The following is a 17,386-nucleotide window of genomic DNA, read 5'->3' on the forward strand; positions in this document are numbered from 1 at the left end:
AAAAGGGGAGAATTGTTCTTATTTTATTCTTACCGTACCTGCACCCAGCATAACCTCGATCGCCGCGAAAAGTTCCTCGGACGGCTTAATTCGATAATTATCGCTAAGAGCTAGGAGCTTCTGATCCTGTTCATAGAACAGAAGCGTCGCAGCAGGACCGGGATGATTCTGCAGCAGCTCTTTCAGGCGCGACAGCAACGCTGCATTCTCTGAGGCCGGCGTGATCTTGATAAAGACACGCTGGCCTGAGGTCGCCGCTGTTGCTGGCGCGGCCTGTGCAGGTGTTGCAGGCGGCGTTGTGCCGCCTGCTGGCCTGGCAGCCGGACCAGTGGCGGCACCGCTGGTCCGGGAAGCAGGAGCTGCGCCGCGTGGCGGCGCTCCTGCCGAGGCCGAGCGTCCCGCGCTGTACGAGCGGGACGCGGCGGCCTACGGCGCTGCAACAGCCCGCGGAGAGCCTCCGCAGACAGCAGCGCCACTTCCTCGGCCAGCAGCTTGAAGCCTTCGTCTTCCTGCTGCACCTTAGCGCGCAAGGCCAGCAGCGCGCCCTTGGCAATCAAGCTGCGGCTTCGCTTCCACACCTCAGGGAAGAGCACGACCTCGCAGCGCTCGATCTGATCTTCCCATTCGACGAAGGCCATCGATTTTCCTTGCTTCGTCGTAATTTCCTTAACGGATACTACCATTCCGGCCGTAACCGTCTGGCTCTCATCCGCGGCTTCACCAAGATCCATCAGCCGCTGCATGCCGGGCTCCTCAAGCAGTTCCGCGCTATCATCAAGCGGATGGCCCGAAAGATATAACCCCAGCAGCTCACGTTCCATCTCCAGTTGCTGGCCAATGGTGAACTTAGGGATATCCGGATAGCGGATTTCCCAGTTCGGTGTCTCCACCAAATCGTCGAACAGCTGGATTTGCAGTTCATCCCGCTCCTTGCGCCATTTCAGCGCAGCGTCAACCGTCTCGTCCAGCATAGCCAGCAGCTGGGCGCGGTGACCTGGCAGACAGTCAAAAGCTCCCGCCTGCAGCAAAGATTCCACTACCCGCTTATTACAGACCCGCAGGTCCACACGTCGACAGAAATCTAGCAGACTGTCGAACGGCCGCTCCTTGCGGACTGCCATAATGTTCTCCACTGCCAGTGTTCCGACGTTCTTAATGGCTGCGAGTCCAAAGCGGATATGCCCGGTTCCGGTTCCTTCGCCAGGAACCGGAGTAAACAATACGCCGCTCTCGTTCACATCCGGCGGCAACACGCCGATGCCTGTGCGGCGGCAGTCCAGCACATACTCCGCTACCTTGCGGTGAGTGCCCATTACAGCGGTCAACATAGACGCCATAAACTGCACCGGATAATGTGCCTTGAGATAGGCTGTCTGGAAAGCCAGTACTCCATAAGCCGCGGCATGAGCACGCGGGAAGCCGTAATCAGCAAAGCGCACGATCATGTCATAAACAGCATTTGCATCCGTTTCATTATACCCCTGCTGCAAGCTGCCTTGAACAAAATGGCTCCGTTCCTTATCCAGCGTCTCACGTTTTTTCTTTGAGACCGCTCGACGGAGCAGATCCGCTTCTCCTAACGAGAAGCCCGCCATCAGAGAAGCAATCTGCATAATCTGTTCCTGATACACAATGATCCCATAGGTGTCCGCTAATATAGCCTTCAAATCAGAATGTGGATACTCTACTTCAATCTCACCGTGTTTGCCTGCTATATATTTCGGGATAAATTCCATCGGACCCGGACGATACAGCGCTAGAACCGATACAATATCTTCAAAGCCGTTAGGCTTCAGATCTTTAAGTACTCGTCTAACGCCCGCCGACTCCAGCTGGAAGACCCCTGTTGTCTCACCAGCCCCAAGCATTTCATACGTAGCTGGATCATGATCTGGGATGACACGGAAATCCGGAACACTTCCGCTCATTTCTTTAATCGAATTCATGCAGCGTTCGATAATCGACAACGTGCGCAAACCCAGAAAATCCATTTTCAACAGCCCGACACTCTCCAAATGCTCCATAGAGTATTGGGTTAACGCCGTACTTTCGTTACCTTCCTGAAGTGGGACTGCATCGGTCAACGGACCCTTCGAGATAACAACCCCAGCGGCATGTGTCGAAGCATGGCGGGGCATGCCCTCCACCTTCATAGCCATATCCAGCAACCCTTTAATCTTTGGATTGCTATCATACAGTGCTTTAAGATCTGGTGTACTCTCCAGCGCCCTGGCAAGGCTGATCCCTAGTTGACCAGGTATAAGCTTGGCAGCTTTGTCTACCTCGTTATAAGGCAAGTTCAGCACCCTGCCTACATCACGAACGGCAGCCCGTGCAGCCATAGTTCCGAAAGTAATAATTTGCGCCACATGTTCTTTGCCGTATTTCTCCACTACATAACCAATAACCTCATCACGCCGTTCATCACTAAAATCGATATCAATATCCGGCATCGTGATCCGTTCTGGATTTAGAAAACGTTCAAAGAGCAAGTTATATTTCAATGGGTCCACGTCAGTTATTCGCAAAGAGTATGCGGTGAGACTACCCGCGGAGGATCCCCGTCCGGGTCCCGTAGCAATTCCCTGACGATGACAATAAGCAATAAAATCCCACACAATTAGAAAATAATCGCTGAAGCCCATACTCTCGATAACACCCAGCTCATAGGTGAGACGCTTCTCAGCCGTCTCTCTTTGCTCAGGTGTAGTCCATTGCGGTGTATCTATATATCGTTCCTCCATCCCCTTCCAGCACAGCTCACGCAAATAAGCAGCGGAATCCATGCCTTCAGGGAGCGGAGAATAGGCAGGCAGAATATGATTGCCGAAGGTCAGCTCCAAGTTACATTTTTCTGCGATCAATAAGGTATTGGCGATAGCCTGCGGCACATGCGGAAACAATGCCGCCATTTGCTCGCTGCTTTTTAGAAACAGCTGATCTGTTCCGATCTTGAGACGTTCCTCATCATCCACCGTTTTGCCTGTTCCGATGCAGATCAGCACATCCTGGACCTCAGCATCTTCCTTCGCTAAATAATGGACATCATTCGTCACCACAAGTGGAATTTCACAGTCCTCGGCAAGGGCGATCAGCTTGGGATTGACTCTCTTTTGCTCGGAGATCCCGTGGTCTTGCAGCTCCAGATAGAAATCTTCGCCAAAAATCGCCTTATATCGCAGCGCAGCCTTGCGCGCCTCCTCATCACGTCCATGCAGCAGATGCTGCGGCACTTCTCCGCCAAGACAAGCACTAAGACAAATAATCCCCTCTGAATGAGCTGCCAGCACTTCCATATCGATCCGGGGTTTATAATGATGGCCTTCCAGATGGCCGATAGAGATCAGCTTCATCAGGTTCTTGTAGCCGGTTTCATTCTTGACGAGCAGAATCAAGTGGTAGATCGGTTGATCTTTTCGACTGCCCCGCTCACGGCGTGAACCCGCGGTTAAATAAGCTTCACAGCCAATAATCGGCTTGATTCCATTCTCTTTACACGCTTTATAAAAGGGGATGGCCCCGTACATCACTCCATGATCCGTAAGCGCCAGCGACTTCATGCCGTATTCGCCGGCCCGGCGCACGAGATCGGTAATGCGCGCCGCCCCGTCCAGTAAACTGTATTCGCTGTGCACATGCAAATGCACGAAAGGGCTCATAACCCCACTTCCTCTCTACTGCAAAAATCAAACATAAGATGAAACTATTTTATCATATTAAAGGGGGACCCGCCCATAGAATGGATTAAGAGCATAAGGACAGGCAAAGCTTGTAAATGCCTCGTCCGGGAAGGGGCCTGTATGAGCATTTTTATGAGCAAAGCTATCCTCGACTTCTTTATCGCCTTCGGCATCGTGCTTGGCGGAGCTATGCTCGGCGGAATCGGCGCCGTTGTATCCCTGCAACCGCCGACGCAAACGATGCTGGATGTGGCAGATCGGATTAAAATATGGGCACTAGCAGCCGCTGTAGGAGGTACTATGGACCCCTTACGGGTCATTGAAAGCAACATGATTGGAGGCAACCTCTCCCCCGCCATCAAACAAATCATGTATCTTGCCTTCGCTTTTCTAGGAGCCCATATGGGCAGTGAGCTAGTAAAATGGGTGTGCGGCAGGGGGTAACGCCAGTGAGAGTTCCACCATTCAGTCGTTTTCGCAGATTCACCCAGATCTCCGCTATATTCATGCTAGGGATCGTCGTAGGAGCTGTCATATACAATGCTATTTACCATGTAGGATATAACGTATTATGGCTGCATAATCAAGATCTGCGTGTTCAGATCGAGCAATATCAAAAAGATATTCAGACACTCAAAAAATACAATAATACCTCAACCGTGATCAGAGAAATCAAAATTCGATCGGAGGAAAGCAAATCCAAAGAAGATACCCCACTTGACCCCGTAACTGTAAAATTAATCATAAGCCAAATGGGTTCAGATCTGGAACCGATGCGCGGCCGCAGCATGTTCGATATTGATACAGACAGCAAACTGGTTAGACTGCTGTTGGATGGCAAGCTATACATTGTGCGTGACAAGGAATACTCTGTCAAAATCCGAACCATGCTCGTCATGGAAGGCGTCCTGCAAATCTGGGTAGAAATCAGTCCTTTTAAGCGCAGCTGACAGCCATCGTGTGATACAATAATGGACAGACGTGGAAATTACTTCTTGGCTACTGCAAGACACGATAAAGGAGCTGGCTGTCCATGGTTTTATTTATCAAGTATTTATTGTTTATCCTGCTGGTGATCTTTGTAATCGGTGCCGCTGTGTTCAGCATATCCTCCCGCCGTGCCTTAAATCCCCAAGATAAAGGGCTGAAACGCTCCGTCATGAATGTGATGCTCGGTGCTATGCTCGTAACGCTGTCCTTGATATCCATGTTTTTGTTTCGCGGCTCTACCGTTAATATCATTGTTGAAGCTGCTTTTCTGCTGATTGGTGCGTTCAACATCTTCTCGGGTCTACGCAGCTATAGTTTTTACAGCCGTAGTCGCAGCCGCAGCCAGGAACAACACTAGTCGAAAGCTTAGCTGCTGTTCTGACGGAATAGAAAGAATAAAATAGACTCCCCTCTCTTTCAATGATGAGGGCAGTCTATTTAGCATGTATACGATCCTATTTACCGTATGCTATCCAGCTAGCAAACCATTTTTTAGCCATGATCAATGGATTGCAGCATCAGAACAGCTTTGGCTACCAGAGTATCCGAGTGGCTGATCTCAATTTCAAGCTTACAGGTACGGCGGCTGATTTCGAGCAGTCTCGGCATTACAATGATCGCATGTTCGATCTGTACCGGTCGGATAAAATAAGTGGACATATTATCTAGTACATAATCATTTCCTGTGATGTCCTTAGCTGCTTTAAAAGCCGAGAGCGTCATAAGCGTAGACAATATCCCTTCAGAAATCGTCCCAAGATCCGTGGCCATCTGCGGCGTAATAAAGCCATGGAAGAACAATCGTCCCTCTTCGTCCCGCTCATCCGCAAAACCATTCCAAATGAGATGATCAAAAGTCTCTCCCAGCTGAGGTTGATTCCGGACATCGCGTAAGCTTTGCAGCACTTCTTTACGGGTTAGGGAGCCTACCAGTTTACGGTTACGGTCCACTATGGGCAGAAAATCCACCCCTTCCCACATCATGATCTGGGCCGCGGAGGCTAGTGAGGTTTGCAGTGCAGCCGTAACCGGACTGCGGATCATCGCTTTTTCAATGATCTGGCCTTCCGTCAATTCCTCTACATCGCGGCGACCGATAATGCCGATGACTCGGTTCCATTCATCCGTAACGGGAAAGCGCTGCTCTCCAGTTTCCTCAGAAACCTGTCGTAGCTCGCCGACGGTACTAGAGATTTTCAACGTATTCAGGCGCGGTTTGCTGTCGATAATATCCTCTACCAGCATAATTTTTTTCTTTATCAATCTATCAAAAATGGCACGGTTAATCATTGAAGCGACGGTAAACGTGTCATGTCTCGAAGAAATAATGGGAAGATCAAGCTCGTCTGCCAATGCCTTCACTTCACGGCTCGTCCCAAAGCCCCCTGTCACCAGAACCCCCGCACCCTGCTCCAGCGCTAGAGAGTGAACATCATCGCGGTTACCTACAATCAACAGACTGTCAGCGTCTATATAACGGATCATCGCATCGACCTTCATCGCCCCGATCACGTATTTATGCAGATGTTTATTTAGTCCACTTGCCCCGCCGAGCACATGCCCTTCAACAATATCAACTACATCGCCAAACGTCAGCTGCTCTGAAATGTTCCGAGGTTTCTTTTCTACACGAACTGTACCAATCCGTTCCTTCGTGATGACTATCCCGAGATTCTCAGCTTCCTTCACTGCACGGTAAGCAGTCCCTTCGCTGACTAACATTTCTTTGGCGAGCTTGCGAACAGATATTTTGGTGCCTACCTTAAGACCTTCAATATGCTGCAGCAGTTGCTCGTGTTTAGTAATCGCATCGCCTTGACCTTCCAACTGTTACACCCCCATGCTCCGATCTGTACTATACTGTACCTATTATACACGGATAGAATGGCTCAGTACAACCGATTCATAAGCTTCGAATTCGAATTTCACTCTCCTTACACAATCTACGATTAAGGTAGGTATTGCCACATAGTAAGTTTGAAAACCACCTTAAAATCGAATTTTTTGAAACTGAATATCTCTGATGCGTTTTAAGCTGACCTTAAACATTCGCTGCCTTTATTTAGCAACCTTTTCCTCTTTTTTATAGTCTGAGAATTAAAGAATGTGTAAAGGAGCATTGAAGAGATGAACAAGACCGCTTTATTACTACTTACTATTACTTTGCTTTTTATAGGACTGGTCGGCTGTGGAAATACGGGAAACGAAGTAAAACAAGCAGGCCAGATTGAGTTGGATGCAAATAATATAGTTTCTATTAACTTAATTGAAAAAAAACAGCCCATGGCCACTATTCCGGATCCATCCTCGTTTGAACGTTTTGTTCAAGCCATAACTACTGCTGAATATGATAGAGGACAACTAGATATTGCTCCCAGCGATTACAGCACCACTGTGAACATGAAGGATGGCATAAGTTATGAGTTCTCTTTTTGGATCGGCGGAAGTAACAGTGGGTTACTCATTAAATCCGGACAAATGGGCCACTATCGTCTGTCAGATACCAGCAAAAAAGATCTATTGGACTTGTTTCAATCAACTTTTAAAGATAAGATTTCATCAGAAGACACTGCTAACCCACAGCCCCCAAGTGTTCAAGTTACTGTTGGCGGTGAGCGGTTCGAGGCTATTCAAGGCTCTTATTGCTGGAACGACAATGGCAAAGGCGTATGTGTGGATATGGCTTCTTACGATGAATTGGTTTCCAAACAAAAGGTACATCCTAAAGCCATCAGCGGTGATCGGGTAGAACTCGAGTTCTCATCTGCACCCAAAGAGATAGAGGTTATGGCTTCATTTCCCCGTGAGGAACGACCGGACGAAGCCCTTTCCGTGGACAAAAATAGTTTTCAACTCGCAGCAGGTAGAGGCAGACATCTGTATATCATCCATGCAAGATGGCCTCAGGGAAGCGCCAGTTATGTATTTGAAGTAGAAGGCTCGGTCAGTAAAAAGTAATCGGTTTGTTTTTGCAACAAGTGGGTGGGATGATGGTAGGATCATATCCATCCTCTCTACGATCAGAAAAAAAGTTTATAATATCGACGTGAAAGGAGCTGAGCTTATGCAATTTCTTGTTATACTCGCGGTTCTCGTTCCTGCAGTGTGGTATTACGCGGCTCTCGGTAAACGGATATCTGCAGAAGAAAAGAAGGCTGGAAGAGATCTCACGAATGAGATCAATCCTTTTACGGGTGGAAAATAACATTTAGCCCCCTGCTAGCAATGCAGGAACATATTAAAGCCCACTGGCTTAAGCTAGTGGGCTTTTTCGTATGAGTGTGTCTTTTGGCGCGGCAGTCTACGTTATTTGTGTCTCTCTTTTCGCCACTTCTGTGCTTTCCGCAGCATTCTAAAGCATTTTTGCCTCTCTTCGCACCATTGCCGCGCTTTCCGCAACTTTCTGAGGCACTTATGCCTCTCTTCGCACCATTGCCGCGCTTTCCGCACATTCTAAGGCATTTCCGCCCCTTTTTGCGTCACTCCTACGCTTTCCGCAGCATTCTAAGGCATTTTTACCTCTCTTTTCGCGACTTCTACGCTTTCGGCGGCATTCTGAGGCACTTATGCCTCTCTTTGCGCCACTTCTACGCTTTCCGCAGCATTATAAGGCATTTTTGCCTCTCTTTTCTCTACTTCTGCAATTTCCGCAGCATTCTGAGGCACTTATGCCTCTCTTTTGGCTACTTGCGCGTTTTGCGCGGCATTCTACGGTATTTATACTTCTCTTTTCCCCACTTTTACGCTTTCCGCGGCATTCTAAGGCATTTTTACCTCTCTTTTCGCGACTTCTACGCTTTCGGCGGCATTCTGAGGCACTTATGCCTCTCTTCGCGCCACTTCTACGCTTTCCGCAGCATTCTGAGGCATTTTAGCCTCTCTTCGCACCATTGCCGCGCTTTCCGCAGCATTCTGAGGCATTTTTGCCTCTCTTTGCACGATTGCCGCGCTTATTCGAGAGACCTGAAGCTAATCTAGCTTTTTAGTATCCGATGCCAACTCTATTATCTTTGCGAAACTCTAGTTTCTTCATTCCACTTTGTCTGCCATTGCTCCAGCTTTGCTTTTCGCACAGCTTCCAAACGTTTGGTCTTTTCTTCATCAACCCCGATAATAAAATGCAAATGTGCCGCAATGACCATAAACGCAAAAAGTGACCAGACGACTCCAAAACCAAACACCCAGCTCGGTCCATTCGCAAGCGAAAGCTTCGGCAGTGCATACAAAAGCATGGCCAACGCCAGCAACAGATAGACACCGTGTTTGAACTTGTTTCTTTTTCTCATTAATAACAGCTCCTTCGTAGACAGGATATTCGATTGAATCTATATCTCTACTCTATGAACATGAGGCCCGTAATATGAGACAAGTCCATTAAAAAATATATACCTTTTCAAAATTTTGTATAAAAGGTTAGCATTTATATAGCAAGAGATGCTTATATATGAGATGATGATTTCATTTAGGGAGGCGTTTTTGAATTGAATGCAGCTTATAATCATACCGAATACATAATTCGCAAAAAAGTATTTTCGATCATGGGTGCGAAACTTCATATTTTTGATAGCTCTGAGCAGCTTGTGCTCTATTCGCAAATGAAAGCGTTCAAGCTTAAAGAAGACATTGCACTTTATACGGATGAGTCCATGCAGAAGGAGCTTCTGCGCATAAAAGCCCGCAACGTGGTCGATTTTAGTGCTACTTATGATGTACACGATACAGAGTCCGGTGAGCATATTGGTGCTTTTCGACGTAAGGGTCTCAAATCTATTTTGAAGGATGAATGGATTATTCTTGACCGTCATGATCAGGAAATCGGAAAAATCAAGGAAGACAGCACCGCGATGGCTCTACTGCGCCGCTTCATCGCTATTATTCCGCAGAAATATAATATCGAGATGGATGATACTACGATCCCTGCATTCAAGCAAAATTTCAATCCATTTGTCACCAAAATTATGGCTGACTTCTCGGAGGATCGAAAAGGCAAGCTTGATCGCCGCTTAGGTTTGGCAGCTGGTATTCTTCTCTGCGCAGTCGAAGGTAAACAAGATTAGGTTGAGGTTGGGGTTGGGTTGAGATTGGGTCGAGCTTGAACTTAAGCTAGCCCTATAGTCACAGCCACAAGAAAGAGGGTGTTTCCAGAGCCACCGGCTTCGGGAACACCCTCTTTTGATTTTCATTGTTGAAATTTATTCGCCGTACAGTTGAGACAAACTCTCGGTGATAATTTTATTTACATCCTCGATTACAACGCTCAGACGGCGTTCCGCATCGAACAGACGACGAATGCCAAGATTCAAGTTAAGCACCTCGAACAGCTTCTCCATCTTTTCCATTTCTTCCTGTGGAGGCATTTCTCCGCTCATCATCCGTTGTTGCAGCTCCATCTGACCTTGGCGGAAATTGTCCAGCATCGCTTTCGCTTCAGGATCTGTTTCTACGACCTTCATGGCATTTCTGATATCCGATACCTCGCTGCTCTCTTTAATGGCTTTCGCCAGTTCATGTGCTTTGTCGTGAATGCTCATTATGATTCCTCCTAAAAGTTTTGTTAGCGTACACTCCTCAGATCGTCTTCGTACAAAACTCACTTCGAAAGCATACGCTTAAGTTTTGTTAGCGTACACTTCCTATCGTCTTCTTACAAAACTCACTTCGAAAGCTTACGCTTAGGTTTTGTTAACAGCCGCTTCCTGAATCTACTCTGCTCTAAAAACTCACTCCGAAAACATACGCTTAAGTTTTGTTAGCAGCCGCTTCCTGAATTCACGCTGCTTTAGTTTCCAATATTCGCTCATTCCATACTTGTTTCGCTTCTTGGGCCGAGCTTATGAAATGACTGGGCAAGGTTTTTAGCGATTAGGTCAATCACCAAGGGTCATCTGTCTCCATATGATGAATGATATGTAACCCTTAGCTACCAAATTGCCGGCATCATGCTGCCTACCGGAAGGAGATCCACGATGTCCCAATTCAAGATCCCGGTCCATACGGTCAACTCGGGCATCCTGCAGGAAAACGCTATAATGCTTGGCGAAAAATCCATGAAAAGACTCAAAATCCCGTCTCACGGAACACTCCAGCTGGCATTCGGCTCTTTCCGGCAGGAGGTTACCATTATCTCGGCTCCCAAATCCGACATCCTGCGTGTAAGCGAAGGACTGGCGCAGCGGACCGGATGGAAACACCGACAAACCCTCAACGTTTCTTACAGCTCTGTAAGCCGCACCTTGCGGCTTGGACCGTTGATCGGCGTGCTCGTCAGTCGTGACCATCCAGATAATCTCGACAGGTTGTTTGGACCCATTACCATGTTCTGCCGGGAATTGACAAATGCCTGCCACACACAAGGCGCCTATGTATATTTCTTTACCCCGGAAGCGCTGGAAACACGCAGTTCTTCCATTCAGGGCTGGGTATACAACGAGGGTTGGAGAAAAATGAGTCTGCCCATTGCCGATGTAATCAACAATCGGTTAACGACGCGAAAGGTGGAGAATAAACCTAGCGTACAGCATTTTTTGGCGGATGTAAAATCACGATATGGAACGCATTTCTTCAACGAAAAATTTCTTGACAAGACAGAGGTATTTGAAGCTTTAGCGCAAGACCCTTCCCTGCAGCGGTATTTACCTGAGTCGCATGCGTTGAACGGCTTTGCCGTAATGAAGAAGATGTGCAGCCATTACCCAAGTGTATTTTTGAAACCTGTACGAGGCAGTCTCGGCAAAGGCATACTTCGTATCTCTAAAGAAGAAGGCGGAGGTTACCGTCTGTTGTCTACTACCTCCATAGGTACACGCAAGCAAAGCTACACCACTCTCGCTAAATTGTACCAGTCCATCGCTCCCAAAATGAAGACTACTCGATACCAGATTCAGCAGGGATTGCCTTTGATGGAGCTAGGAAGGCGGCCTGTAGATTTCCGGGCACTTGTTCAGAAGAATGGCAGCGGAAAATGGGGGGTTACCTCCATTGTCGCCCGCACCGCCGGAAGCAATCACTTCGTGTCTAATTTAGCTAGAGGTGGCAGTCTCAGCACTGTAAAAGAAGCGGTTAGCAAGAGCAGTCTTCCTCCGGGCGCAAAAGAAAACGTTCAGCTTCAGCTGCCCAGAGCAGCACTTGCCATTGCAAGAGGGGTCGAAACCTTTATCCCCGCTCATTTCGGAGAGCTCGGAATCGATCTGGCACTGGATCAATCAGGACGAATATGGCTCTTAGAGGTTAACTCCAAGCCCTCCAAGAACGATAATACACCGTTAAACGATCAAAAAATAAGACCGTCCGTCAAGCAAATGATTTTATATTGCCGTTACTTGGCCGGTTTATAAGGAGGACACGATGACTGAAACAGAAGTGGGGTTCCTCGGCATTATGACAGGCCGCCGCAACGGGAATCCACCGATCGCCGAGCCAGAGTTTTGCAGTCATTTATGCCGGGCAGCTCCTCTATACAGCCTAAAAGTCCTCGTATTTCATCCAGACGGAGTAGCGGCAGACGGGTCCTCCATTACCGGCTATACCTGGAAAGATGGAAGCTGGCAGAATACCACTTCTTCACCGCCAGATATTGTCTATAATCGCTGCTTTTACGAAGGTCCTAAAGAAAGAAAAGAAGCTTCCGCTGCTCTCTCTACTCTTCATCGTTCCTTGCCTTGGTCTCGAGGTTTGCCAGATAAATGGGGTGTACATGAGATATTGAAGCGCGACCGGAGAGCAGCGGCAATACTGCCGGAAACTGTACTCTATACCGGTACCCGCAGGTTAAGTACAATGCTTGCTGAAAGAGAATATGGAGTCTTTCTAAAACCCAAGGCCGGCACCCATGGCAAACGTACATTACATGCCATACTGCAAAACAGAGGTATGAGAGTTCGAGGGCGTGACGGTACAAATACACCCTTTCAATATGTTTTCGACTCACAGGCTGAAGGACTGAACTGGATTCATGAATTTATCGGCTCACGCCGCTATATTATACAGCCTTTCCTGCACCTAACGAATAGTAAGGGGCAACCGTTCGATGTGCGTGTATTGATGCAAAAGAATGGCCTTGGTCGCTGGACTCTTACCGGCATGGCCGTACGGCTGGGTAACCAAGGTTCGCTGACTTCGAACCTGCATGGCGGCGGAACAGCTGTTTCACCCCTGCCTTTTTTGCTTGCTGAATATGGTCAGGGTGGAAAAGACATCATGCGTGAGCTTGCTGCAGAAGCTGCATACTTGCCTCCCCTACTGGAGGCTGCATGCGGCAGGCTTGGAGAACTCGGCCTTGATTTCGGTATTGATTCGAGCGGTCGGATTCATTTACTAGAAGCAAATTCCAAGCCAGGGCGCACGGTATTCCGGCTGACGGGCGACCGCCGGGCTGCTAAGCTCGCCGCCGAGAATCCACTGTCTTATGCGCGCCATCTACTGCTCACACAACGACGGATACCATCCCTATCTACGGACAGCTCCGTTACAAACGGGAGAATGATAACAATGGTTCCTAAGGAGGATTCATAAATGAGTCTCACTTTTTGCAATGTGCATTTCACTAAGCAGCCCCAAAGAGTTGTATATGTATCAGGTGCACTGATGAAAAGCTTGAAGTTAACGGGGAAAAAAAATATACGCTTAAGGCTCGGTAAAGATGCCACCCCGACCATGATCAAGCCCATCAAGCGCGCCGGAAATCACCTATATCTCGCCTCAGGCGTAAAAAGCGCTATCAAGGTTCCGAAATCGGGCGGTGTCTATTTACGCAATCTACAGAATGACGAGGTGCAGCTAGGACCTTTAGTTGGCATATTGTCCGATGGTCCTGCTTCTTCGTCTCAGCCCTTCGGTTCTCGCACAGGGTTCATCAAGCAATTGCTGCGGGAAGGCAGCAACAAATGTTATATATTTGCCTTTATGCCGCGTGACATCAACTGGCAACAGGAACAGGTCTATGGATATTTTTTGACCTCAAGCGGTAAGTTTGAACGAAAAATGGTCCCTCTGCCTGATGTTGTCTATAATCGATTGCCCAGTCGGAGAGCTGAGACCTCACCCTATATCAACCAACTTCGCGAACGATTTATGCGGAAAAGAATTCCATACTTTAACTGGAGCTTTTTCAATAAATCCGATATCTATAAGCTTTTAGAAAATGATGGGGCGGCAAATCGATATGTACCTGAAACCCACAGCAATCCGTCCACGGAAAAAATGAGAGAAATGCTGGATCACCATCATTTTGTATACTATAAACCTTCTGCGGGAAGTCTGGGTCACGGCATTTATCGGCTTACCTATCTCCCGAAAAAGGGGTATTTTGCCCGCTACCGCCGCGGTGGAAAAAACGTTCTTTTACGCTTTACCACCTTTGAAGCCCTTATGCGTATGCTTCGTTCGCGTCACGGTCAAAATCTGCAAAATTATATAGTTCAGCAGGGAATACGTCTCATTGAAATAGATGGCTGCCCGATTGATTTCCGGTTCCATATGCATAAAAACGGCAGTAATCAGTGGATTGTAGTCGGCATAGGCGCTAAAAAAGCCGGCCGTGGCAGTGTCACCACTCACCTTAAAAATGGAGGAGCATTGCTTACACCTCAGCAAGCACTCGGACGTGTATTCGGCGCAAGAGCTGATGAAGTACTGCAGCGTGCAAAGACTACAGCCATCAAGCTGGCAGAATCACTAGAAGTCCAGCATCGTCATTTGCTCGGTGAAATTGGCTTTGATCTCGGAATTGATCAGGATGAAGACATCTGGATGTTCGAGGCCAACGCCAAACCAGGTCGTTCCATCTTCCGTCACCCTTCCCTGCGCGCTGAGGGCAAAGCTTCCATCGAGCACATTCTGGAGCATTGTCTATACCTCAGCAAATTCCGCAGGAGGGATGAGATGTGAGCACCCATAATCCGGAAGATACAAAACCTGTTATTGCCATACTGACAACCAGCGATAAAGTACGGCAATTTAATGGCAACCGCAGCAACTTCCGGGACATTATTCGCACAGGCAAAGAAATGGGATTTCTTGTCTACGTCATCACTGTCCGTGACCTCAAGCTTGAGGAACGGATGGTGAACGGATATGTCCCATCGTCCAGCGGTAAAATCTGGTACAGCATTCCTGTACCTCTTCCACAAATCATTTATAACCGAATTCCCACCCGTGAGGATGAGGAAAAACCTGCTGTGGTACGTAAAATAGCTCAATGCCTGGAACATCCAGGCATTAAGCTATATAATCCATATTTTTTCAATAAATGGAGTCTGTTCGAATGGTTAAGAGGTTCGCACTCCACCTCAAAGCATGTTCCAAAAACGAGACGATTACGCAGTGCAAACACCCTTACTGCCATGCTGAACCAGCATACCAGCCTCTACCTTAAACCAGAGAATGGCAAAGCAGGAAAAGGAATTATGCGCTTAAAATATCGTGCAGATACCGCTTTGCCTTACCGGCTCCAAATTCAAAGCGGCAAAAAAAATGTGACGTACAAAGCAGCTTCCATGGACCGGCTCTGGGCAAGAATCGGAAAAGAAAAAGGAATCTCTCGTTATATTGTGCAGCAGGCTATTGAACTGGCGACTCATCGGGGAAGACCGTTTGATCTGAGGGTGCTTCTGCAAAAAAACAGCAGAGGCGGCTGGGGAGTCACTGGCATAGGTGCACGCCTCGCCGGTGCCCGAAGTATAACGACACATGTACCACGCGGCGGTAGTATTGAAGAGCCTGCCAGCATGCTGGAAAGTACATTTGGAACCGAAAGAGCAGCCATGATCCTGAAGAGCGTGCCTACAACCGCCCTTCTTATCGCTAGACAAATTGAAAGAGCTTCTGATTCTATGCTCGGAGAGATGTCGATGGATCTGGGTGTAGATGAGAATGGGGGACTCTGGTTCTTTGAGGCCAACTCCCGGCCGATGAAATTTGATGAACCCGCGATCCGCAAGCTGTCCCTAGAGCGAATCTTTCACTACGGCCAGCATTTAGCGCGCCAGTTTAAATAGAAATCATTAAAAGGATGTGACACAGCATGCAGATATCCTCCATCTATGACACAAATGCCAAGCAGTGGAAATCACGGCTGGCTGGACTGCTTGAGTTTATAAGAGCGCATGGGGAGAAGCGAATCACAAACCAAGCTTGCAAAGTACTGGCCCGATTAACACCGGATCAGTTGTCAGAGCCGGGTATCTCGCTGCTTGTCGCTACCGTACGCGGTCAGAATGGGCGCCAGCTTGCAGGAGTCAGCTTCGTATCCGGTTTCGGTGCAGAAGCCTGTCTTGTCGCTGTGCACCCCTTCTACCGGAATAGACATACCGGCACTGCCTTAATGGCTGCCCAGCTGAAACGCCTCGGGCATCTGCAATGCAGTGTTGCCTGCGACAATACTGCTAGCCTAAAGATGTGCTTCAATATCGGCCTTGCTGCCGACACACTTACCACTGGTCCTACCGGCAAGCCAACATTACTGCTCCGGTCACCCCATCATACCGGCAGCACTACTATTTCTCCACAAGAAGGTGAACTCCTGTGCCAGAGCCCGTCTTAGGCATTCTTACTTTATATATTAACGAAGCCAAGCAGCTTGAAGAAAAGGCCGTGTACCGGAGAATGATCGTCGAGGGCAAACGAATTGGCTTGGATGTCTTTGTGTTTACCCCCATGGATGTTCATCCCAGCAAAGAGCAGATCCATGCCCTTGTCTTTGATCCCAAGAGCGGAAAATGGTCACGCAAATGGCGTTCTTTTCCGAACATGATTTATGACCGTTGCCGTATTCAGCGCAGCTCACGCTTTCAGCAACTGCTTCGTTTCCGAGAACGCTACAATCATCTGTTATTTCTGAATCGTCCACTGCGCAACAAATGGACCATTCACCAAACATTCTCACAAAAAAGCCGTTTCCGGCAGCATATGCCAGAAACTTTACTCTATCAGTCCTCTGCCGACCTGCGCCGGATGCTGAAAACCAATTCAGTAGTCTATATCAAGCCGGCAAACGGCACAGGCGGACGTGGCATTCTCAGAATTGAGAAAATGAAGGATGGGCGTGGGGTATATGATATTCAAGGCCGTCGCCAGGATCGCCGAATCATTCCCACCCGTAAAGTCTCTTCTACTCGGCTGGATTCCATCGTACGGCAATGGTGTATCGGCGGACGTTTCCTTATCCAACAGGGGATCCCATTACGTCTGCCGGGCGGACGTTTCCATGATTACCGGATGCTCGTTCAAAAGAATGGGCAAGGTGTCTGGGAACTGACAGGTATGGCAGCACGGGTCGGTGCAGCGCGGAGTGTAACCTCCAATCTTCATGGCGGTGGTCATGCCGTTCGAGCGGAAACGCTGCTGAAGGAATGGCTGGGCAGTCAGGATAAAACCGATAAGGTCATGAAGACTGCCGAGAGGTTGGGCCTTGATGCCGCAGCCTTCTTGGAAGAAAGTTACGGAGCCTTATGTGAGCTTGCATTGGACCTCGCCATTGATCGCGAAGGTAAAATTTACGTGCTGGAGGTTAATCCCAAGCCCGCCCGTGAAGTGTTCGCAAGATCAGGTGACGGAACCACATACCGCAAAGCCCTGATTCGCCCTCTAGAATACGCGCTGTGGCTCTACAATAACAAAGGAACCCCGAGCACAGCTAAAACGACTGAGGAATAAAAATTATCATAGTAGTCATCAAAAAAAGACGCCACTAGCTCGTATTAATACGGAGCCTAAGAGGC

15 protein-coding genes and 1 pseudogene are annotated in these 17,386 nt (G+C 48.3%); 12 read left to right on the forward strand and 4 right to left on the reverse strand.

Going from position 1 to position 17,386, the window contains the following annotated elements:
• Positions 1-18: 18 nt before the first annotated feature.
• Positions 19-3,659 (reverse strand): annotated as a pseudogene (locus MHI15_RS30280) (DNA polymerase III subunit alpha).
• A 141-nt stretch (positions 3,660-3,800) separates the two neighbouring features.
• On the opposite strand from MHI15_RS30280, the gene MHI15_RS30285 reads away from it, so the two are divergent.
• The 3 genes from MHI15_RS30285 (at position 3,801) to MHI15_RS30295 (ending at position 5,028) form a co-directional block, all read left to right on the forward strand.
• Positions 3,801-4,124: a YtrH family sporulation protein gene (locus MHI15_RS30285; RefSeq protein WP_036678886.1), complete on the forward strand. Its 324-nt coding sequence runs from the start codon at positions 3,801-3,803 to the stop codon at positions 4,122-4,124.
• A gap of 5 nt (positions 4,125-4,129) precedes the next feature.
• Entirely contained in the window at positions 4,130-4,630 is a 501-nt protein-coding gene (locus tag MHI15_RS30290) for a DUF4044 domain-containing protein (protein WP_038569663.1), read from the forward strand.
• Positions 4,631-4,713: 83 nt separating this feature from the next.
• A complete protein-coding gene (locus tag MHI15_RS30295) occupies positions 4,714-5,028 on the forward strand; it encodes a YtpI family protein (protein ID WP_076124899.1) in 315 nt (104 codons plus the stop codon).
• Positions 5,029-5,162: 134 nt separating this feature from the next.
• On the opposite strand, the gene MHI15_RS30300 is transcribed toward MHI15_RS30295, so the two are convergent.
• Entirely contained in the window at positions 5,163-6,497 is a 1,335-nt protein-coding gene (locus MHI15_RS30300) for a DRTGG domain-containing protein (RefSeq protein ID WP_076124897.1), read from the reverse strand.
• Between the two features lie 300 nt (positions 6,498-6,797).
• Between MHI15_RS30300 and MHI15_RS30305 the strand changes: the two genes are divergently transcribed.
• Positions 6,798-7,628 (forward strand): hypothetical protein, encoded by an 831-nt coding sequence (locus MHI15_RS30305; protein WP_341165238.1) that lies wholly within the window; start codon positions 6,798-6,800, stop codon positions 7,626-7,628.
• Between the two features lie 106 nt (positions 7,629-7,734).
• On the forward strand, positions 7,735-7,875 hold the full coding sequence (locus tag MHI15_RS30310; protein WP_175617313.1) for a hypothetical protein: 141 nt from the start codon (positions 7,735-7,737) through the stop codon (positions 7,873-7,875).
• Positions 7,876-8,674: 799 nt separating this feature from the next.
• Here the strand turns inward: MHI15_RS30310 and MHI15_RS30315 are convergent.
• On the reverse strand, positions 8,675-8,956 hold the full coding sequence (locus MHI15_RS30315) for a hypothetical protein (protein WP_036683968.1): 282 nt from the start codon (positions 8,954-8,956) through the stop codon (positions 8,675-8,677).
• Positions 8,957-9,151: 195 nt separating this feature from the next.
• Here MHI15_RS30315 and MHI15_RS30320 point away from each other — a divergent pair, with 195 nt between their 5' ends.
• On the forward strand, positions 9,152-9,727 hold the full coding sequence (locus MHI15_RS30320; protein WP_076124891.1) for a hypothetical protein: 576 nt from the start codon (positions 9,152-9,154) through the stop codon (positions 9,725-9,727).
• 135 nt (positions 9,728-9,862) lie between these two features.
• On the opposite strand, the gene MHI15_RS30325 is transcribed toward MHI15_RS30320, so the two are convergent.
• Positions 9,863-10,201: a YlbF family regulator gene (locus MHI15_RS30325; RefSeq protein WP_036683973.1), complete on the reverse strand. Its 339-nt coding sequence runs from the start codon at positions 10,199-10,201 to the stop codon at positions 9,863-9,865.
• Between the two features lie 435 nt (positions 10,202-10,636).
• Between MHI15_RS30325 and MHI15_RS30330 the strand changes: the two genes are divergently transcribed.
• The 6 genes from MHI15_RS30330 to MHI15_RS30355 are packed head-to-tail and all read left to right on the forward strand — an operon-like array spanning position 10,637 to position 17,321.
• Complete coding sequence (locus MHI15_RS30330; RefSeq protein WP_076124889.1) at positions 10,637-12,004, forward strand: YheC/YheD family endospore coat-associated protein; 1,368 nt, start codon at positions 10,637-10,639, stop codon at positions 12,002-12,004.
• A 10-nt stretch (positions 12,005-12,014) separates the two neighbouring features.
• Positions 12,015-13,181 carry a YheC/YheD family endospore coat-associated protein gene (locus tag MHI15_RS30335; protein ID WP_076301307.1) on the forward strand — a complete coding sequence of 389 codons (1,167 nt, stop codon included), beginning with the start codon at positions 12,015-12,017 and terminating at the stop codon, positions 13,179-13,181.
• Positions 13,182-14,555 (forward strand): YheC/YheD family endospore coat-associated protein, encoded by a 1,374-nt coding sequence (locus MHI15_RS30340; RefSeq protein WP_036683976.1) that lies wholly within the window; start codon positions 13,182-13,184, stop codon positions 14,553-14,555. It begins immediately after the preceding gene.
• Positions 14,552-15,664: a YheC/YheD family endospore coat-associated protein gene (locus MHI15_RS30345; RefSeq protein ID WP_076124884.1), complete on the forward strand. Its 1,113-nt coding sequence runs from the start codon at positions 14,552-14,554 to the stop codon at positions 15,662-15,664. The genes MHI15_RS30340 and MHI15_RS30345 overlap by 4 nt, the downstream gene beginning before the upstream one ends.
• 26 nt (positions 15,665-15,690) lie before the next feature.
• Entirely contained in the window at positions 15,691-16,209 is a 519-nt protein-coding gene (locus tag MHI15_RS30350; RefSeq protein WP_076124882.1) for a GNAT family N-acetyltransferase, read from the forward strand.
• Positions 16,191-17,321 (forward strand): YheC/YheD family endospore coat-associated protein, encoded by a 1,131-nt coding sequence (locus MHI15_RS30355; protein WP_076124880.1) that lies wholly within the window; start codon positions 16,191-16,193, stop codon positions 17,319-17,321. The genes MHI15_RS30350 and MHI15_RS30355 overlap by 19 nt, the downstream gene beginning before the upstream one ends.
• Positions 17,322-17,386: the final 65 nt, after the last annotated feature.

The organism is Paenibacillus sp. FSL H7-0918 (assembly GCF_038007025.1).
GTDB lineage: Bacteria > Bacillota > Bacilli > Paenibacillales > Paenibacillaceae > Paenibacillus_AQ > Paenibacillus_AQ odorifer.

Coding starts and splice junctions, on each gene's coding strand:
- MHI15_RS30285 (WP_036678886.1), top strand. CDS start 3,801: ATGAGCATTTTTATGAGCAAAGCTATCCTCGACTTCTTTATCGCCTTC.
- MHI15_RS30295 (WP_076124899.1), top strand. CDS start 4,714: ATGGTTTTATTTATCAAGTATTTATTGTTTATCCTGCTGGTGATCTTT.
- MHI15_RS30305 (WP_341165238.1), top strand. CDS start 6,798: ATGAACAAGACCGCTTTATTACTACTTACTATTACTTTGCTTTTTATA.
- MHI15_RS30310 (WP_175617313.1), top strand. CDS start 7,735: ATGCAATTTCTTGTTATACTCGCGGTTCTCGTTCCTGCAGTGTGGTAT.
- MHI15_RS30315 (WP_036683968.1), bottom strand. CDS start 8,956: ATGAGAAAAAGAAACAAGTTCAAACACGGTGTCTATCTGTTGCTGGCG.
- MHI15_RS30325 (WP_036683973.1), bottom strand. CDS start 10,201: ATGAGCATTCACGACAAAGCACATGAACTGGCGAAAGCCATTAAAGAG.
- MHI15_RS30330 (WP_076124889.1), top strand. CDS start 10,637: ATGTCCCAATTCAAGATCCCGGTCCATACGGTCAACTCGGGCATCCTG.
- MHI15_RS30335 (WP_076301307.1), top strand. CDS start 12,015: ATGACTGAAACAGAAGTGGGGTTCCTCGGCATTATGACAGGCCGCCGC.
- MHI15_RS30340 (WP_036683976.1), top strand. CDS start 13,182: ATGAGTCTCACTTTTTGCAATGTGCATTTCACTAAGCAGCCCCAAAGA.
- MHI15_RS30350 (WP_076124882.1), top strand. CDS start 15,691: ATGCAGATATCCTCCATCTATGACACAAATGCCAAGCAGTGGAAATCA.